Annotated in this window: 16 protein-coding genes; 10 read left to right on the top strand and 6 right to left on the bottom strand. The window is 69.5% G+C overall.

Annotation, left to right across the window (positions count from 1 at the left end; translation table 11 throughout):
* Window positions 1–8: 8 nt before the first annotated feature.
* Genes HWX31_RS27770 through HWX31_RS27760 form a run of 3 tightly spaced genes read right to left on the bottom strand, consistent with a single transcriptional unit; the run spans window position 9 to window position 3936 of the window.
* On the bottom strand, window positions 9–1214 hold the full coding sequence (locus HWX31_RS27770) for a class I SAM-dependent methyltransferase (protein WP_174960478.1): 1206 nt from the start codon (window positions 1212–1214) through the stop codon (window positions 9–11).
* Window positions 1211–2152, bottom strand: a complete 942-nt coding sequence (locus tag HWX31_RS27765) for a UDP-glucuronic acid decarboxylase family protein (RefSeq protein WP_174960480.1) — start codon at window positions 2150–2152, stop codon at window positions 1211–1213. Before HWX31_RS27765 ends, HWX31_RS27770 begins: the two co-directional genes overlap by 4 nt.
* Entirely contained in the window at window positions 2149–3936 is a 1788-nt protein-coding gene (locus HWX31_RS27760) for an O-linked N-acetylglucosamine transferase, SPINDLY family protein (RefSeq protein ID WP_174960482.1), read from the bottom strand. Before HWX31_RS27760 ends, HWX31_RS27765 begins: the two co-directional genes overlap by 4 nt.
* Window positions 3937–4389: 453 nt before the next feature.
* Here HWX31_RS27760 and HWX31_RS27755 point away from each other — a divergent pair, with 453 nt between their 5' ends.
* The 6 genes from HWX31_RS27755 to HWX31_RS27730 are packed head-to-tail and all read left to right on the top strand — an operon-like array spanning window position 4390 to window position 12509.
* The gene (locus HWX31_RS27755) at window positions 4390–5175 is read left to right on the top strand and encodes a TylF/MycF/NovP-related O-methyltransferase (RefSeq protein ID WP_059614793.1); all 786 of its coding nucleotides are present in this window, start codon (window positions 4390–4392) and stop codon (window positions 5173–5175) included.
* Complete coding sequence (locus tag HWX31_RS27750; protein WP_059609391.1) at window positions 5172–6557, top strand: NAD(P)/FAD-dependent oxidoreductase; 1386 nt, start codon at window positions 5172–5174, stop codon at window positions 6555–6557. The genes HWX31_RS27755 and HWX31_RS27750 overlap by 4 nt, the downstream gene beginning before the upstream one ends.
* Window positions 6554–7276: a WbqC family protein gene (locus HWX31_RS27745; protein WP_244143861.1), complete on the top strand. Its 723-nt coding sequence runs from the start codon at window positions 6554–6556 to the stop codon at window positions 7274–7276. Before HWX31_RS27750 ends, HWX31_RS27745 begins: the two co-directional genes overlap by 4 nt.
* A 10-nt stretch (window positions 7277–7286) precedes the next feature.
* Window positions 7287–7934 carry a class I SAM-dependent methyltransferase gene (locus HWX31_RS27740; protein WP_174960484.1) on the top strand — a complete coding sequence of 216 codons (648 nt, stop codon included), beginning with the start codon at window positions 7287–7289 and terminating at the stop codon, window positions 7932–7934.
* A gap of 58 nt (window positions 7935–7992) precedes the next feature.
* Window positions 7993–9150 (top strand): dTDP-4-amino-4,6-dideoxygalactose transaminase, encoded by a 1158-nt coding sequence (rffA, locus tag HWX31_RS27735; RefSeq protein ID WP_174960486.1) that lies wholly within the window; start codon window positions 7993–7995, stop codon window positions 9148–9150.
* A gap of 2 nt (window positions 9151–9152) precedes the next feature.
* Window positions 9153–12509, top strand: coding sequence for a glycosyltransferase family protein (locus HWX31_RS27730; RefSeq protein WP_174960488.1), 3357 nt, complete (start codon window positions 9153–9155; stop codon window positions 12507–12509).
* A gap of 42 nt (window positions 12510–12551) precedes the next feature.
* Here the strand turns inward: HWX31_RS27730 and HWX31_RS27725 are convergent, their stop codons facing one another.
* From HWX31_RS27725 to HWX31_RS27715, 3 genes are all read right to left on the bottom strand, one after another.
* On the bottom strand, window positions 12552–12833 hold the full coding sequence (locus tag HWX31_RS27725) for a hypothetical protein (RefSeq protein ID WP_174960490.1): 282 nt from the start codon (window positions 12831–12833) through the stop codon (window positions 12552–12554).
* A 167-nt stretch (window positions 12834–13000) separates the two neighbouring features.
* The gene (locus HWX31_RS27720) at window positions 13001–14671 is read right to left on the bottom strand and encodes a methyl-accepting chemotaxis protein (protein ID WP_174960493.1); all 1671 of its coding nucleotides are present in this window, start codon (window positions 14669–14671) and stop codon (window positions 13001–13003) included.
* A 299-nt stretch (window positions 14672–14970) separates the two neighbouring features.
* Window positions 14971–16545, bottom strand: coding sequence for a TIGR04222 domain-containing membrane protein (locus HWX31_RS27715; RefSeq protein ID WP_174960496.1), 1575 nt, complete (start codon window positions 16543–16545; stop codon window positions 14971–14973).
* 191 nt (window positions 16546–16736) lie between these two features.
* Between HWX31_RS27715 and HWX31_RS27710 the strand changes: the two genes are divergently transcribed.
* The 4 genes from HWX31_RS27710 (at window position 16737) to HWX31_RS27695 (ending at window position 18463) form a co-directional block, all read left to right on the top strand.
* Window positions 16737–17207, top strand: a complete 471-nt coding sequence (locus HWX31_RS27710; RefSeq protein ID WP_174960643.1) for a 2-thiouracil desulfurase family protein — start codon at window positions 16737–16739, stop codon at window positions 17205–17207.
* 421 nt (window positions 17208–17628) lie between these two features.
* A complete protein-coding gene (locus tag HWX31_RS27705) occupies window positions 17629–17835 on the top strand; it encodes a tail protein X (RefSeq protein WP_059665902.1) in 207 nt (68 codons plus the stop codon).
* 15 nt (window positions 17836–17850) lie between these two features.
* Entirely contained in the window at window positions 17851–18195 is a 345-nt protein-coding gene (locus HWX31_RS27700; RefSeq protein ID WP_059609396.1) for a putative holin, read from the top strand.
* A gap of 1 nt (window position 18196) precedes the next feature.
* The gene (locus tag HWX31_RS27695; RefSeq protein ID WP_059614783.1) at window positions 18197–18463 is read left to right on the top strand and encodes a phage holin family protein; all 267 of its coding nucleotides are present in this window, start codon (window positions 18197–18199) and stop codon (window positions 18461–18463) included.

Raw genomic sequence — 18463 nt, 5'->3', positions numbered from 1 at the left:
TGCCCGGCTCAATACGGATGCGGGTCGCGTCCGAAATCGATCAGGCTGCCGCCGTGCTCGATCATCACGGCCGACGCCGCGATCCCTTCGCGGGACATCTCGGCGACGATGTCGCGCGCGCGCCATTGGGTCGGGATGATGATCACGTCGGCCGGCGCGGTTTTCAGCGCGTCGCGGAACACGATCTGCTGCCCGGTGCCCGGCACGTAGGTACCGACCTTGTCGGGATCGGAATCGACGACGAGCGGGAAGCGGCCCGCGTCGGCGTCGAAGTAATGGATGAACGCCGCCGCCTTGCCGGTGCCGCCCCAGATCGCGACCCGCCGGCCCGACGTCGCCAGCTCGGCGAGCTGTTGCGCGATCCCCGCGCGATGCTCGACCGAGCGGGCCGCGAAGCGCGCCGCCGCGTCGGCGCGCGCGCGCACGGGCGCCGGCACGCCGAGCCGGACCAGCGCATAGACGACTTCGCCGTCGTAGCCGTGCGCGAGCGTGACGATCTCGCCGGCGCGCGCCATCAGCGCGCGGAACGATTCGGTGGTGAACTGCGACACGTGCTCGTAGAAGAAATCCGCGAGCCGCTCGGTCTCGAACACGCGGTCGATGCACGGCACCTCCGCGAACAGCCAGCACGGGTTCGGCTGGCTCGCCGCGCCCCACGCGAGCTGCTCGACGAGCTTCGCCGGCTCGGTCAGGTGTTCGAGCACGTGGCGAATCACGATCGCGTCGGGCTTGAACGCCGCCATGTCGGCGAGCGGTTCGAACAGGCGCGCATGGAACTCGATGCCGTTGCCGGTGCCGACGCTCGCGTTCGGATCGAAGCCGATGAAGCGCCCGCCGTTGCTCGCCTGCGCGAGGCCGCGCACGAAATGCGCTTCGCCGCAGCCGATCTCGACGACCGTCGGCGCGGCGGACAGGTTGCCGAGCAGCAGGTCGCGCGTGGCCGCCAGATGCCCCTTCCAGATGCCGCCGCTGTTGAACATGCGGTTCGGATTGCTCTGGTACGGAATCGCGTCGTAACGGAAGCGGTGGTTCCACACGTGCGAGCAGCGCGGGCATTGCACGAACTCGAGCGCATGGCGCGGCAGCGCGCGCGCGCATTCCGCGGAATTCGGCCACGCGAGCGTCGCCAGCGTGCAGGCGCCGGCATCGAAGAACGGCGCGGCGACCGCGTGCGCGCAGACGGGGCAGGCGGCGTCGATCAGTGTGAGACTCATGCTTTCACCAGGTTGCGGAAGTAGGCGATCGTTTCCTTCAGGCCGTCCTCGAGCTGGACGCCCGGCTGCCAGTCGAGCCGCCGGCGCGCGCGGCCGATGTCGGGCCGGCGCTGCAGCGGATCGTCGGTCGGCAGCGGGCGGTATTCGATGCGGCTCTTCGAGCCGGTCAGGCGCAGCACGCATTCGGCCAGCTCGCGGATCGTGATCTCGCTCGGATTGCCGAGGTTCATCGGCCCGGTGTCGTCGTCCTGGTCCATCATCCGCACGAGCCCTTCGACGAGATCGTCGACGTAGCAGAACGAGCGCGTCTGGCTGCCGTCGCCGTACAGCGTGATCGGCTCGCCGCGCAGCGCCTGCATGATGAAGTTCGACACGACGCGGCCGTCGTCGGCGCGCATGCGCGGGCCGTAGGTGTTGAAGATCCGCACCACGCGGATGTCGACGCCGTGCTGCCGGTGGTAGTCGAAGAACAGCGTTTCCGCGCAGCGCTTGCCTTCGTCGTAGCACGCGCGCGGCCCGGTGGGATTGACGTTGCCCCAGTAGCTCTCCTGCTGCGGATGCTGCTGCGCGTCGCCGTACACCTCGCTCGTCGACGCCTGCAGGATGCGCGCGCCGCACCGTTTCGCGAGGCCGAGCATGTTGATCGCGCCGAGCACGGCCGTCTTCACCGTCGACACCGGGTCGCTCTGGTAATGGACCGGGCTCGCGGGGCACGCCATGTTGAACACGCGGTCCGCCTCGACGTACAGCGGCAGCCACACGTCGTGACGGATCACCTCGAAATTCACGCGGCCGATCAGGTGCGCGATGTTCTGCTTGCTGCCGGTGTGGAAGTTGTCCACGCACATCACGTCGTGGCCGGCGCTCACGAGGCGCTCGCACAGGTGCGAGCCGAGGAAGCCCGCGCCGCCGGTGATCAGGACCGATGCGCCGTTCACGCGGACGCTTCCGGCGCGGCTTCGACGTGGCGCGCCCACATCGCGTGCAGCGCGTCCTCGAAATTGCGGGCGAAGCGGGGCGCATCGCACAGCGGCGACGCGAGCAGCTGCGCGCGCAGCGTCGTGCGCAGCACCGCCAGCTCGGCCGGCTTGCCGACCTGCGCGACGGCCTTCGCGACATACGCGTCGTCGTCGTCAGCGATCCACTCGGGCAGCCGCGCCGCATGCAGCAGGCTTTCGGCGATGTGCGACAGGAACCGGTCGCCGCGCCGGCACAGCACGGGCACGCCCATCCACAGCGCTTCGGCGGTCGTCGTGCCGCCCGGATACGGGAACGGGCTCAGCATCAGGTCGACGCGCCGGTACGCGGCCAGGTACTCCGCGCGCGGCGAGCGGCCTTCGAGGATCAGGCGCTGCGCGTCGATGCCGTGCGCCGCGAAGCGCGCGGCGAGCGCCTGCTGTTCGCGCGGATCGTCGAGATGCTCCGCCTTCACGAACAGCTTCGCGCCCGCGACCGACTGCAGCACGCGCGACCAGACCGCGACGACGCGATCGGTGATCTTCGCGAGCTTGCCGAAATAGCCGAAGGTCGGATGGCCGTTCGCGAGCATCGGCAACGCGCCGACGTCGATCGCATCGGCCGGCGGCGTGAAGCACAGATAGCTGTCCGGCAGATGCCACGGCCGCTCGGTGAAATGCGCGGCCTCGGCGGGCGGCAGCACGTGGCGATCGCCGATCACGTAGTCGATCGCGCGCACGCCGGTGCTCGCGAAGTAGCCGGGCCAGCTCGCCTGCAGCGGCGCCGGCTTCCACGCGAACAGGGGCAGGCGGTTGTAGATCGTGTGGCCCGATGCGTCGAACAGCACGTCGATGCGGTCCGCGCGGATCCGCGCGGCCGCCGCCTCGTCGCTCAGGCCGGCGAGGCAGGTCCACGTCGCGAAAGTCGGCTTGATGCGGGCCGTGACGTCGTCCTCGACGTCGCGCGTCGGGTACGCATGCATCTCGACCCGGTTCGCGTCGAGATGCTTCAGCATGCTCTCGATGAAATAGCCGACCGGGTGCGACTTCAGGTCGCCCGACACGATGCCGACCTTGAGCGGCCGCCCGACGCGCGCGGTCAGGTCGACGAGCCAGTCCGTCCACGGCTTCGCGCGCCGCGTGACGAGTTCGTCGTAGCGCGCGGCCTCGGCGAGATACGCGTCGTGGTCGAACGCCTCGCTGCAGTGGCTCGCGAACAGCAGATTGCTGCGCGGCTCCGGCAGTTCGGGGTGCAGCGCGACCGCGTGCTGGTATGCCTCGAGCGCGGCCGGAATCTCGTTCAGGTCGAACAGCGCGTTCGCAAGGTTGTTGTAGGCCTTGGCGTTGTCCGCCTGCAGCGAGATGACCTTGCAGAACGAATCGACGGCCGCGCGGGCGTCGCCGGCGAGCCTCTGCGCATTGCCGAGGTTGTTGTACGCGTCGACGTAGTCGGGCCGCAGCTCGATCGCGAGGCGGAAGCACTCGACGGCGGCGGCATGGCGGTTGTCCGCCTGCATCACGTTGCCGAGGTTGTAGTAGTAGATCGCCTCGGGCTTGACCTCGATCGCCGCCATGATCAGGTTGGACGCCTCCTGGTAGCGCCCGTACTGATGGCCGATCAGGCCGAGGAGGTGGAGCGCGTCCGCGTGCCGGGGATCGGTGTCGAGGATCTGCCGGTACAGGGTCTCGGCCTCTTCGAGGCGGTCGGCCTGATGGTGCGCCAGCGCGTGTTCGATCGTGGCGGTGGCGGGGGAAATGGGCATCATGAGATCTGTCGTCCTGCTAGTTCGAAACGCGGCCGCGCCGTGTTCGGTAAGGTCCTGAACCCTCTCCAGCCGACGGGCGCAGGTGAGTCGGTCACGTCGGCGGTGCGTCATCCGGTCGCAGTTCCACGAGGCCGTGCGGCGCCGCGCACGGACAGTCCCCGACGTGTCCGAATTCTCTCCGCGCGCAGCGCGTTCCAATCCGGCGATCAGGCGCCGGAATTGGTCGTATTTCCCGCGACTGCAAGCCCGCCGAAATCCTCGCCGAACACCGCGCATCCATCGAAATGCGGGGTGAAATGGGCCGCTAATCCGACATTCGATCCTGACGGCGGTCGATAGACTTGATCGCAGAAAGATGTCCGACTTGCGACATGCGGACGGCCGTGCATCCAGATGCGGGCGCAGCGGGCACGCGTTCGTCCGGTCTCACCCTTTGTGCCTGGAGCCTTGTGTATGCACGAATCAGCGATCATCACCAACGCAGACGGCGATCAGCTCGCGGCGCGCCGCGAACTGTTCGACCTGATGCAGACCTATCCTGCGACGCGTGAGGAGCTGGAACGCTCGCTCGGCCTGTTCGTGCGCGGCTCGCTGCTCGCGCGCATCCTGGCGACGTTCGAGGTGTACCAGCGGATCGTGCCGCTGCCGGGCGCGATCCTCGACATGGGCACGTGGCGCGGGCAGACCGCCGTGCTGTGCGAGAACTTCCGCGCGATTCTCGAGCCGCTGAACTTCCAGCGCCGCATTCACGCGTTCGATACGTTCACGGGCTACACGGGCTTCAACGAGAACGACGCGCGCGACCGCAAGCTGTTCTCCGACGGCACGTACTCGCTGTCGAGCGAGTACGCCGACCTGCTGCGCAAGCTGCTGAACCTGCACGAGCGCAACAACGCGATGGGGCACGTGCATGACAAGCACCGCGTGTGGGAAGGCGACTGCCGCGACACGCTGGCGGCGTTCGACGAAGCGCATCCCGGCGAGATGGTCGCGCTCGCATGGTTCGACCTGAACGTGATCGAGCCGACCCGGCACGCGTTCGAAGCGGTGATGGAGCGGCTGGTGCCCGGCGGCGTCGTTGCGTTCTGGCAGCTCACCCGCGGCGGCCAGTTGCCGGCCGAAGGCATCCATTACCTGCGCGACCTGCTCGGCAATCGTCCGCACCAGATCCACAAGGCGGCGGCGTATCCGTCGCTCTGCTACCTGTCGTTCCCCGAAGGCGGAGGCGCACGCAAATGAAAATCGCAATCCTCGGCAACGGCATTCTCGGTTTGATGACGGCCCGCGCATGGCAGCAGGCCGACCCGGGCGTCGAGCTCGTCATCGTCGGCCACGCGCATCGGCCCGGCTCGGCGACGCGCGCGGCGGCGGCAATGCTCAACTCCTTTACCGAGCTCGAAGGCGACTCGCTCGGCACGCCGATCGACCGCTTCAAGTTCGAACTGAGCCGCGCGGCGACGGCAGCCTGGCCCGCCGTGTTCGCCGAGATCTGCACGCCGGAACGCGCGGTCGCGCACGGCTTCGGCACCTTCGTGCTGAACAACGCGGCAACCGACGCGCTCGACGACGAGAACTTCGCGGCCATGCAGCGGTTCTGCCGCGAATTCGAGGAGCCCTGCGAGGCGGTCGATCCGTCAGGCATCCCGAACTATCACCCCGACCCTCGCTATCGCGCGCTGAAGGCGGTGTTCCTGAAGCGTGAAGGCTGGGCCAATCCGAAGCAGTTTCTCGATGCGCTGACCGAGTCCGTCGCGCAGGTCGGCAACGCGCGCTTCATCGACGCCGAAGTCGAGCGGCTCGACACGGCCGGCGGGCGCGTCGTCGCCGCGCGGCTGTCCGACGGCAGCGTGCTCGGCGCGGACCGCTTCATCCTCAGCAACGGCGCCAACCTGACGCGCGTGCTGCAGGCGAGCCTGCCGGAGCTGCCGGTGCAGCGGATGTTCTACGGCATCGGCATGTCGGTCGAGCTGCAGAGCGCGGAGAACGTGCACACGCACTGCGTGCGCACGACCAACCGCGGCCTCGCGTGCGGCGTGTATTCGGCGCCGTACGGGCCGGACCGCACGCTGGTCGGCGCCAGCAACTACATCAGCCCGGTGCCGCACGAGCACGGCCACGCCGGCAGCGCGTACACGCTGCTGAAATCCGCGATGGACCAGATCAACACGCGCTTCTCGCGCGCGAACCTGGTCAACGTCAACGTCGGCTGGCGGCCGACGACGTCCGACCTGTATCCGCTGTTCGGCGAAACCAGCGTGCGGGACCTGTGGATACTCGGCGGGACCAAGCGCGACGGCTTCCACCTGTCGCCGGTGCTGTGCCGCGACCTCGTCGCGGCGATGCGCGGCCAGCCGATCGATCCGCGCTACGCGGAACTGGCGCCCGAGCGTCCGCTGATCCGCAACATGACGCGCGAGGCCGCGATCGCGAAGACGGTGCGCCATCAGATCAATGCGGCCTACCAGCACGATTTCGTGCCGGCGCGAAACCGCATGGTCGAGCAGCTCCAGAACGCGATGCGCGCGGACCTCGAAGCGCTGCACGACAGGCTGGGCGCGACGGACTGGGGCATTCCGCCCGAGCTCGTCGACATGTACCGGTACGGCCACATCCCGGCATGAGCGGCACGCCCATGAGCCGCGACGCGAAGCGGGTGGCGATCGTCCAGTCCAACTACATCCCGTGGAAGGGCTACTTCGACCTGATCGCCGCCTGCGACGAGTTCATCCTCTACGACGACGCGCAGTACACGCGCCGCGACTGGCGCAACCGCAACCAGATCAAGACGCCGCAGGGCGTGCAATGGCTGAGCGTGCCGGTGAAGGTGAAGGGCAAGTATCACCAGTCGATCCGCGAAACGGAAATCGACGGCGCCGACTGGGCGCCGCTGCACTGGAAGCGCCTGCAGCAGAACTACGCGCGCGCGCCGCACTTCGAGCGCTACGCGGACGAGCTCGAAGCGCTTTACACCGGCCGCACGTACGGGATGCTGAGCGAGCTGAATCGCGCGATGCTGACGTGGGTTCTCCGGCAACTGGAGATCGACACGCGCGTGTCGTCGTCTTCGGACTACGAACTGCATGGCGACCGCACCGAGAAGCTGCTGAACCTGTGCGTGCAGGCGGGCGCGACCGAGTACCTGTCGGGCCCGGCCGCGCGCAGCTACCTGGACGAGAAGCTGTTCGCCGACGCCGGGGTCGCGGTGCGCTGGTTCGACTACCCGGCCTATCCCGAGTATCCGCAGCAGTGGGGCGACTTCGTCCACGGCGTGACGGTGCTCGACGTGCTGTTCCACTGCGGTCCCGATGCGCGCCGGTACGCGCTGACCTCGAAAGCGTGAGGTGATGCACATGAGCGATACCCCGCATGCAAGCCTGCTGCAGGAAGTGGCCGCGTACTACAGCGCGCGGCTGGCGGAGCACGGCGCCACCGCGCGCGGCGTGGACTGGAACGGCGAAACCGGCCAGTTCCTGCGCTTCGAGCAGCTGACGAAGATCCTGCCCGCGTCCGGCGGCCACTCGGTGAACGACATCGGCTGCGGCTACGGCGCGCTGGTCGATTTCCTGAAGGCGCGCGCGCTGCCGGACGGCTTCGCGTATGCGGGCAACGACATCTCGTCCGACATGGTCGACGCCGCGCGGCAGCGCTATCGCGACGACCCGAACGTCGCGTTTCATGTCGGCGCGACGCCGCAGGCCGCGTCGGACTACGGGATCGCGTCCGGCATCTTCAACGTCAGGCGCGGTCACGGCGACGACGCGTGGCTCGACTACATCCACGCGACGCTCGACACGCTGCACGAGACGAGCCGCCGGGGCTTCGCGTTCAACTGCCTGACGTCGTATTCCGATCCGCCGTTCATGCGTCCGGACCTCCTGTATTACGCCGACCCGTGCGCGCTGTTCGACCGCTGCAAGCGCCGCTATTCGCGCCAGGTCGCGCTGCTGCACGACTACGGCCTGTACGAATTCACGATCCTCGTCCGCAAGGACGCCTGAGCGCGCCGCGCGCACGCCGCGCGGCCGATCGTCCCACCCCTTACCGCGGAGCCTGACCATGTTCGGCCCACCCAATCTCGACAGCATTCCGTTCGGCCGCCCGTTCGTGGTCGGCAAGGAGCTCTACTACATCGCGAAAGCGGTCGAGCAGGGCGGCCTCGCCGGCGACCAGGCGTTCACGAAGCTCTGCCACCGCTGGCTGGAAGCGCGCATCGGCTGCCGGCGCGCGCTGCTCACGCACTCGTGCACGGCCGCGCTCGAGATGGCCGCGATCCTCGCCGACGTGCAGCCCGGCGACGAAGTAATCATGCCGTCCTACACGTTCGTGTCGACCGCCAACGCATTCGTGCTGCGCGGTGCGACGCCGGTGTTCGTCGACATCCGCCGCGACACGCTGAACCTCGACGAGACGCTCGTCGCCGCCGCGATCACCGAGCGCACCCGCGCGATCGTGCCGGTGCACTATGCGGGCGTCGCGTGCGACATGGACGTGATCGGGCAGCTCGCGGCGGACCACGATCTGTGGGTGATCGAGGACGCCGCGCAGGCGCTGCAGTCGACGTGGAACGGCAAGCCGCTCGGCAGCCTCGGCCACCTCGCGTGCCTCAGCTTCCACGAGACCAAGAACGTGATTTCCGGCGAAGGCGGCGCGCTGCTGGTCAACGACCCGCGCCTCGTCGAGCGCGCGGAGATCATCCGCGAGAAAGGCACCAACCGCAGCCAGTTCTTCCGCGGGCAGGTCGACAAGTACACGTGGGTCGACGTCGGCTCGTCGTTCCTGCCGGGCGAGCTGATCGCGGCGTTCCTGTACGCGCAGTTCGAGCACGCGGACGTGATCACCGCGCAGCGGCGCGCGACCGTGCAGCGCTACCAGGACGCGCTGCAGCCGCTGCACGCCGACGGGCTGGTCGAGCTGCCCGCGATTTCGCTCGCCGAGCGCGGCAACGGCCACATGTTCTATTTCCTCGCGCGCAACCTCGCCGAGCGCACCGAGCTGCTGCAGCAGATCCGCGCGCTGGGCGTGAACGCCGTGTTCCATTACGTGCCGCTGCACAGTTCGCCGGCCGGCCGGCGCTACGGGCGCTGCGGGTCCGGGCTGCCGGTGACGGACCTCGTCGCCGACCGGCTCGTGCGGCTGCCGCTGTACCACGACATGACCGAAGCCGAACAGGACCGCATCCTCGACGTGGTCTTCGATTTCTACCGCACCCGATAACGATGACGATTCCGACTTCCGGCCCGACGCACCGCGGGTCGCGCATCTTTGCGCGGCTCGACCACCCGTACTACGTCTGCGCACCGAAATTCCGGCAGACGTCCGGCGGCGTCCGCGCGATGCACTACCTGTGCCACGTGCTGAACCTGCTCGGCCACGAAGCGTACGTCAACACGGATGGCGTGCATCCGGACCTGCGCACGCCGCATCTGACCAACGACGTCGCGCAGGCGCACGCCGACGCGAATCGCAGCCCGATCGCCGTCTATCCGGAAATCGTCTCCGCCAATCCGTTCGGCACGCGCTGCGTCGCGCGCTATCTGCTTGCCGAACCCGGCCGCGTCGAGGGCAACGCGATCGACCTGCAGCCGAGCGACCTCGTGTTCACGTTCGGGCCGACGCTGGTGCCTGCGGGATGGCAGGCGGACCTGCTGCGCATGCCGCTGGTCGACACGCGCATCTTCAACAGCGACGGCGTCGACGACGCGCGCCGCAGCGGCACGGCCGTCTTCATCAACCGGCACCTGGTGCGCGGCGGCAGCCTGCATCCGGTCACCGCCGATTCGATCGAGATCTCGAACCGCGTGCCGGAACGCTCGGCGCACGAGCTCGCGGCGCTGTTTCGCCAGGTCGAATGCGTGTACATGTACGAGTGGTCGACCGCCGCGTTCGAGGCGCTGCTGTGCGGCTGTCCGGTCGTGTGCATCCTGAACGACGCGTCGATGCCGAAGGCCGAGCGCTGGGTGATGGACGGCAAGGGTATCGCGTGGGGGCTCGACGAAGCGGAGATTGCCCGCGCGAAAGCCACCGTTCACGAAGCGCGCGACGCGTACCTGCAGGAAGAGGAAACGTTCTGGCGGCAGTTGCAGACGTTCATCGACAAGACCCAGGCCCGCGCGGACGAACTCGACGCGCAGGCCGTCGCGGCCGGCGCCGCCGGCCGCCAGGCGGCCTCGCCGCGCAAGCGCATCGCGGTCGTGACCGCCGAGCCGGCCGCGCACGCACGCGCCAGCGTGCGCTTCGCGCAGCCGTTCGCCAGGCTGGAGCGCGAATGGGAGCTGAGCTTTCCCGTCTCGCAAGCCGGCCTCGATGCGGACGCGCTGCAACGCGCCGACCTGATCGTGCTGCAGGGCGACACGCCGGGCCTGCTGTCTCCGGCTGCGCTGGAACAGCTGTTCGCGCTCGGCAAGCCGGTCGTCTACGAGATCGACGCACCGCTCGACACGCTGCTCGCCGGCGCGCCCGGGGCCGCCGACAACGCGCGCCGCAACGCGAACATCCGCTACGCCGCGCAGCGCGCGCATGCGCTCGTCGTGCCGTCGGAGGCGCTGGCGCGGCAGTACCGGCAGGTCAACGCATCGGTCCACGTGCTGCCGACCGACATCGATGTCGAGCAGTTGTACCGCGCGGCACCCGGCGTTCGCGATCACGTGAACCTCGCGGTATCCGGCGCCGGGCTCGACGGCCCTCGTCTCGAACAGGCCCGGCTGGGGCTCGCCGAACTGCGGCGCCGGTATCCGGGCAAGCTTCGCGTGTCGTTCGTCGGGCCGGCGCTGCCGGCCGGCTGGGACGGCGATCCGGACGTCACGCTGATCGCGTCGCCCGCGCCCTATGACGCGTATGCGGACCAGTTGAAGCGCGCCGAGCTCGACCTCGCGCTGGTCGCGGCGCCGCTCGCGCCGCGCGACGACGATCCGCCGCGCGAATGGCTCGAATACTCGGCAGCCGGCGCGGCCACGGTGCTCGTCGTCGCGCCCGCTGAACGCAGCGCGATCGTCCACGGCCGCACCGGCTGGCTCGTCGCCGACGCCGCCGACGCGTGGGTCGACGCGATCGCGCACCTGATCGAGCATCCGCAGGCGCGCGCGCAACTCGCCGCAGCCGCGCAGGACACGATCCGCGCGCGGCACGACGTCGGCCGCAACGCCGCGCGCCACGGCGCGCTGTATGCGCGGCTGCTGGAGCAGAACCGGACGCCGGCGCCCGTCGCCGCGAGCGCGGACGCCGCGCCGCGCCGCAAGCGGCTCGTCGTGTACTCGGTCGAGCCGCCCGAAAGCGCGTCGGCGCGGATTCGCCTCGTGCAGCCGTTCGACCGGCTGCGCGACGAGTGGGAGCTCGTCTGGGGCATTCGCGACGGCCGGATCGACAGCAGCGTGCTGGCCGACGCCGACGCCATCCTGCTGCAGCGGATGACGCCCGGCGTGCTGACGGACGAAGGCTTGTGGGCCATCTTCAGCCTCAAGAAGCCGGTGATCTACGACACCGACGACCTGCTGACCGACCTGCCGGCCGCGCATCCGCTCGCCGCGCAGGGCGCGACGGCCCGCGCGGGGATCGAGTTCACGCTGCGCAACGCGGCTGCCGTGATCGTGTCGACGCCGTTCGCCGCGAGCCGCTACCGGATCGAGACCCCTCGCATCCACGTGCTGCCCGACAGCGTGGACTTCGTCCGCTTCTACCGCCCCGTGGCGACGCGCAGCGACGACTGCGTGACGATCGGCATCGCCGGCGCGGCGCTGCGCGCCGACAACTTCGCGCTTGTCGACGCGGCGCTGCAGGCGATCTGCGCGCGCCATCCCGGCAAGGTCAAGGTGTGCTTCGCCGGCCCCGGCGCGCCCGCCGGCTGGGCCGCGCACCCGGCGGCCACGTTCGAGCCCGCGCTCAACGACTACGACGCGTATGCGCAACGCCTGAAGGAGCAGCGCTGGGACATCGCGCTGCTGCCGCTCGCCGACGACGACTACCACGCCGGCAAGAGCACGATCCGCTGGCAGGAATACGCGGCGGCGGGCATCGCCGCGATCGTCAGCGACCGGCCCGCCTATCGCTTCGCGCTGAACGACGGCTGCGACGGCCTGCTGGTCGCGGATACGCGCGAGGCCTGGATCGACGCGCTCGACCGGCTGATCGCGAACCCGGCGCTGCGCCGCGGGCTCGCACGCACCGCGCAGGCGAAGGTCCGCAAGCATCACGCGCTGCAGCAGGCGCTGCCGCGCCATGGGCAGGTGTATCGGCAGTGCGTCGACAAGGGCGCCGTCGGCAGCCTGCCCGTCCGGCAGGACGCGCCGATTCCGGGCGCGCTGATCCTCGACGCCGAAGGCGACCTCGACAAGGTCCGGCTGAGCCTGCAGGCCGTCGCGACGCGGCCGGAACAGGATCTGCTGGCGGTCGTGCTGACCACGTCGCAGGCGCCGCTGCCCGAGTGGACCGACAAGGTGCGCTATCTGCACACGGCCGCGCACGACTACACGGCCACCGTCGAGCAGCTCTGCGCGCTGCCGGCGTTCGACTGGACGCTGATCGTCGAGGCGGGTGGCGGAGAGGCGGCGCACGCGCGGGCGGATGCGGTGACGGCCTAGCGCCCCCGGCTCACGGCGATTCGGCCGACCGCCGCCACGGCGCTACGCCGTGGCGGCGGTCCCACTTTCGCCGTCGGGGCCGAGCCGCGCACGCGCGCTCGCGAGCGCGCGCTCGATCCGCTCGATCGTCGAGCGCGTCGCCGCGCTGTCCGGGCTCGCCCGCAGCACGAGCCGCAGCCACGTCAGGCGTCGCGCAAGCATCGGCATCGCCAGTGCTTGCACGACCAGTCGCTGATCCCGGTCGGCCGCGTCGAAGCGCAGGCACGCGTCGGCGAGGGTCTCCACGGTGAGATCGGCATTGGTCAGGCACGAGAAGAGGTTCATCGGGCAAGCAGCCGTCCCCGTCACGGCGAACGGCGTTCGAAAGAGGCGCGCCGGATCGCGCGCGGCTTCGGGCGGCTTGCGCGCGCGGCGGCACGGAATCCGCGCCCCGCGCGCCGGCCGGCTTCACGCGGCCGCATCCGGCCGCGTGTGCTGCGGCGCGTGCGGCGTCAGAACGTCTCCCACGCCGCGCCGTCGGGCGTCGCGACCGCCGTTGCCAGCTTCGGCCGCTTGGGCGCGGCATGCGCGATCGCGGCGCCGGCCCGGGCACGTGCCGGGGCGTGCGCCGGGGCACGCGCATCCGCGATGCTGAATACGGCCATCGCGTCCTTCAGGCTGTCCGCCTGATCCTCGAGCGAGCGCGCCGCGGCGGCCGCCTGCTCGACGAGCGCCGCATTCTGCTGCGTGACGTCGTCCATCTGCACGACCGCCTGATTGACCTGCTCGATGCCGCGGCTCTGCTCCTGCGACGCGGCGGCGATTTCGGCGACGATGTCGGACACCTGCTTGATCGCCACCTTCACCTGCCCCATCGTCGCACCGACGTCGGTCGCCTGTTTCGCGCCGTCGTGGATCATCGCGACCGACGACGCGATCAGCTCCTTGATCTCCTTCGCGGCCGCGGCCGAGCGCTGCGCGAGATTGCGCACCTCGGTCGCGACGACCGCGAAGCCCCGCCCCTGCTCGCCCGCGCGCGCCGCCTCGACGGCCGCATTGAGCGCGAGGATGTTGGTCTGGAACGCGATCGACTCGATCACGCCCGTGATGTCGGAAACCCGGCTCGAACTGGCGCTGATCTCCTCGATCGTGCCGACCATGCCGAGCACCGCGTCGTTGCCGGCGTCGGCGATGCCCGACGCGCGCGTCGCCAGCGTGTTCGCCTGCTGCGCGTTGTCCGCGTTGTGCTTCACCGTTTCCGCGAGCTCGGTCATGCTCGCCGCGGTCTGCTCGAGCGACGCGGCCTGCGCTTCGGTGCGCGCCGACAGGTCGGCGTTGCCGCTCGCGATCTGGTGCGCGGCGATCGTCACCGATTCCGCATTGCGCTTGATGCCCCGCACCGTGTCGCCGAGCTGCCGGTCCATCACGGCCAGCGCGTCGAGCAGACGGCCGAATTCGTCGTGCGAATCGACGACGATCCCGTTCTCGAGCCGGCCGGCCGCGATCTCGCCGGCGACCCGCACCGCGCGGTCGAGCGGCCGCGTGATCTGCCGCAGCAGGTAGGCCGATACGCCGACCGCGACCAGCACGCCGACGCCGACGAGCGCGATCGCGGCATAGAAGATCCGCGCGAACGTCGCGGCGCTGTCCTCCGCGAACGTTTTCGCCTGGACGATGTTCAGCGCGATGTTGTCGTCGATCGCGCGCCGCAGCGCGTCGGCGGTCGGCGCCAGCCGGTCGAGGGCCGCGCCGGGCGCGTCGCTGCCGCTTTCCAGCACCGCGAGCGCGTCGTCCGTCCCGGCCCGGAAGCCGGGCAGCAAGTCCCGCATCCGCTCGGCGATCCGGCGCTCGCCGTCGCTCGTCACCGCGTCCGGGAAATAGCGGGCCCACGTCGCGTCGAGCCGCGCCTGCTCGGCGCGCACCGTCGCGATACCGGCCCGGGTCCGCGCCGGGTCGCGATCGAGCTGCATCTGGCGCAATTTCAGCAGGATGCCGAACTCGGCGGCGCGGATTTCGGACAGTTCGCTGATCGGCACCGTATTGCCGGCATACGCATTGGCGACGTTCGAATTGAGGCGGGCAAGGCCGTTGATTCCGAATAAGCCGATCGCCGCCATCAGGGCGACGCAGGCAGCGAATGCGAGAACGACCTTGAATTTGATGCTGTGCGCGAAGTACTTCATTTCAAGCCTCATCGTAAAAGTACGAATCAATGCAAAGTTGAATTTCCTCTTATGCATTCGTCGTTTACGGAGGTCTTTCGAATTTCTTTAATCTATTTATTTTTACATCGACTGAAATTGTTTTTTTATTATCTCAATAATATCTGTCGAGGCAATTTTTCAGCGCGGACGAGCTTTCAATTAATTAAGTCAGAAGCGGCATTCGATCGATTTCATCGTGATATCGCATGGCGTCATCGGCCGCCGCTTTTATCTCAAATTAAAAAACCCGAGCGCGGCCGGCCGTGCTCGCATCGCGTTCAGCTGCTCGAACATCCGCCGCAACTGCTCGAGCTGCATGAACTCGACGAACTGCACGAGCTCGACGCGCCGCAGGAACTCGAACTGCTGTTGTCCCCCGCATCCGAGTCGGACGAACCGCTCGACCCGCCGGTTTTCGCGGCGACGACGGGCGGCGGCGCCATCAGCGCGCCGATATGCTCGGCCCACACGGTGCCGGCGAGTGCACCGGCGCCGAACAAGGCGGCCGTCCACAGCAGCCCGTCCGGGGTTGCGCGGTCGCCCTGGCGTTCGTTCCGGTGCGCGTCGAGCGCCGCCTGGCCGCCGTGCGTCACGCCGCCGCGCCCGATGCCGGGCAGGCGTCCGACCACGAAGTGGTACGCCGCCATGAACGCCGCCATGAAGATCATCAGCAGCAGCACCGGCCGGCCGCGGCTCAGGCCGATCGCGAGTTTCACCGCCCCCGCGCCGAGCACGAGCAGCAGGATCGCGCGCGCGGCCATCCACGCCGCGCGCATCTCGCCCGGCGCCCAGAGCCAGCCTTTCCGGTGCAATGCAACCTCACAGTGGCCTTCGCGCGATGCGAGATGCTGACGAAACGCGTGGTAGCTCGTCTCGCCGCCGAACTCCTTCCTCAGCCATTCCCAGTCGGCGCCATAGGCGCCCGCGTGTTGCGGATCGCCGATCCGCACCCGCCAGCCGTTGGCCTGGCGCACCAGTTCGATCGCGCCGCCATGCACGAGCGACAGCGTCGCGACCTGCGCCATCCGCGAGCCGCCGCCCGCGAGATAGGCCGCTTCCTCCGCGCTCAGGTCGGGCGACGATTCGCGGGCGCGCGTTCCCCACGCGCGGTATCGGTACTCGATCCACTGCAGGCCGGCGATCAGCAGCAGCGCGGCGATGCAAAGCGGCACGTAGAACGCGAGAAACTCCGGTCCCGGGAGGTCCAGCACGTTGAAGTCGCTCGCGGACGCGCAAGTCGCCGCGACGCTGATCGCCGCCGCCGGCCACGCGAACTTCGCGACGCGCCGCCAGCCTTGGGCGCGCGCGGCACGCGACGGCGCGGCGCGCTCGTCCGACGGGCCGTCGCGCGGTTCGGCGCGCTGCGCCGGGGCGTCGGCGGGCGCGGCCAGGGGGCGCGGCCAGATCGCCGCGGGCGGCTCGCAGCCGAACAGCCGCCGGTAGCTGTCGAGCGTCTGCCGGTAGTGCTGCGCGTACTTCGCGGCCTCGTCGGGCGCGCCCACGCCCGGCACGTGATGCAGCGGCGCGCGCAGCACGTCGGCGCAGAACACGCTCCAGTATTCGTGCGTGTATTGCAGATGCAGGTGCCATGCGGCATCGACCGCGTGCGACGGCGTGACCGGATGGCCGGCCACCTGCGCGAGGAACGCGAAGCGCTTGTATTCGTCGATCACGGCCAGCGCATGCGCGTATGGCCAGTGCTCCGCTTCGGCGAGGCGGCGGCTGTAGGGCAGCGGCGCATCGGGTGCGTCGGGCTTATAGGCCTGCAGGCGTGCGAGCAGCGCGCGTTGCGGATCGGTCAGCGCATCCGCATCGGTTGCGGCGGCGGCGACGGAAGTCGGGAATGGAGCCATCGGAGGTCGGCGCGATGCGCGGACGGCCGCCGCGATCGACGCTTGCTGTTGTCGTTGCGGGGGATTCTCGCATGACGGCGCGGCGCGCGGCACGCGCTGCGCGTCGGCACGCTTGCCGTAGAATTTCACGCCCTTCCATCATCCCGCGCGAGGAGACGACATTGCCGACGAAGCAGAAGATCCTGGTCAGCATGTGCGTGCTCGGCCAACCGGTCCGCTACAACGGCTCGGCCAAGACGGCCGCGCATCAGGCGCTGGACCAGTGGCGGCGCGAAGGACGGCTCGTGCCGATCTGTCCCGAGCTGTCGGCGGGATTCGGCGTGCCGCGGCCGCCGGCCGAAATTGCCGACGGCGAATCCGGGCAGCGGGTGCTGGCGGGCGTCGCCCGCATCGTCGACATGAACGGAACGGACGTCACCGCGCCTTTCCTCGCCGGCGCGGAGTCGGCGCTGGCGCTGGCCCGCGCGCACGACTGCGGTTTCGCGCTGCTGGCCGACGGCAGCCCGTCATGCGGCAGCAGCTTCATCTACGACGGCAGCTTTGCGGGCAACCGACATGCCGGCGCGGGCGTCACCGCCGCGCTGCTGCGGCAGCACGGCATCGAGGTGTTCGCGGATACGGAGATCGATGCGCTCCTCGAGCGGCTGGCGCAGCAGGGGTGAGCGGCGCGTCAACCCCTGCCTTCGGAGTTTTACCTACGCATCGCCCTCCCTTTCCCATCAAGGCCCTGCGCCACTCTCCCACCGCAAAACCAAGGCTGCACAAGGTCAATCAAGGCCTCGCCAGTTCATCCAAGCTGCAATCCGGCTGCACGGCCCTGCCCCGCCGGCGGCCCTGCCGCGCCCGTTCCTGAAGCGTAAGACGCCCCGCCCGCCCGGACACGCACCGCGCTGCGTGCCCGGGCGGACGACGCACGCCGCTCGTTGAGCCCCGCCGCGCGAAGTTCGAACATGAGAACCCTCTTCACTGACTCACGGTTCGACACCTCGCCATGCCAAGCAACTCGACATCGACATTCTTCCGCGTCGCGTCGGCACCCGCGGCCCGCGACGCTCGCGCCGTCCGGCACCGAGGGGGCCGGCCATGATCGTGCGCACGCTGCAAGGCGACACGGTCGACGCACTGTGCTGGCGGCACTACGGCCGCACGGACGGCACCGTCGAAACCGTGCTCGAGGCCAACACCGGCCTCGCCGATCTCGGCGTCGTGCTGCCGACCGGCACGCCCGTCTACCTGCCGCCGCTCGACACCGTGTCGAGCACGAAGCCGCTGCTGCAACTGTTTGACTGACCCTGGAACGCCGCCATGGCCGAACCGAATACCACCACCGCCGCGGTGCTGTCGACCGCGATCGGGCTCGCCGGCCTCGCGCCCGGCATCGACGGCAACGCGCTGATCGGCGCGTTCACGGGCGCGGCGCTCGTCGTCGTCACGTCGAAGGAGATCGGCGTCGCGCGGCGCGCGGCCTACCTGCTGATTTCGCTCGTGATGGGCTATCTCGCCGCGCCGGAAATCGTCAGCGCCACGCCGATCCATTCGACCGGCGTCGCCGCGTTCTTCGCGGCCGCGCTCGTGATCGCCGTCACGCTGCAGCTCATCGAGCGGGTCAAGACCCTCGACCTGCTCTCGCTGTTCCGCAAAGGGGGATGACATGCACGTCCCGCTCGCGCTGATCGCCCTCGCCGCGCACCTCGCCGCGCTCGTGCGCGTGCTCGCCTACCGGCGCAACGGCGCGCGGCACCGGCGCCATGTGTCGTGGGTCGCGTGGGCCCTCGTCGTGGTGACGGGCGGCGCATCGATCGAGCTGCTGCTGCATGCCGAAGCCGTCGGCTTCTTCGAAGCGGCCACGGCGGTCCTGCTGGCGATGTTCGTGTACGCCGCGCGCGGCAACGTCGCGCGCCTTCTGCGAAGAGAGTGA

This window comes from Burkholderia ubonensis, assembly GCF_902833085.1.
Taxonomy (GTDB): domain Bacteria; phylum Pseudomonadota; class Gammaproteobacteria; order Burkholderiales; family Burkholderiaceae; genus Burkholderia; species Burkholderia ubonensis.
This window is presented reverse-complemented; position numbering and strand designations above follow the sequence as displayed.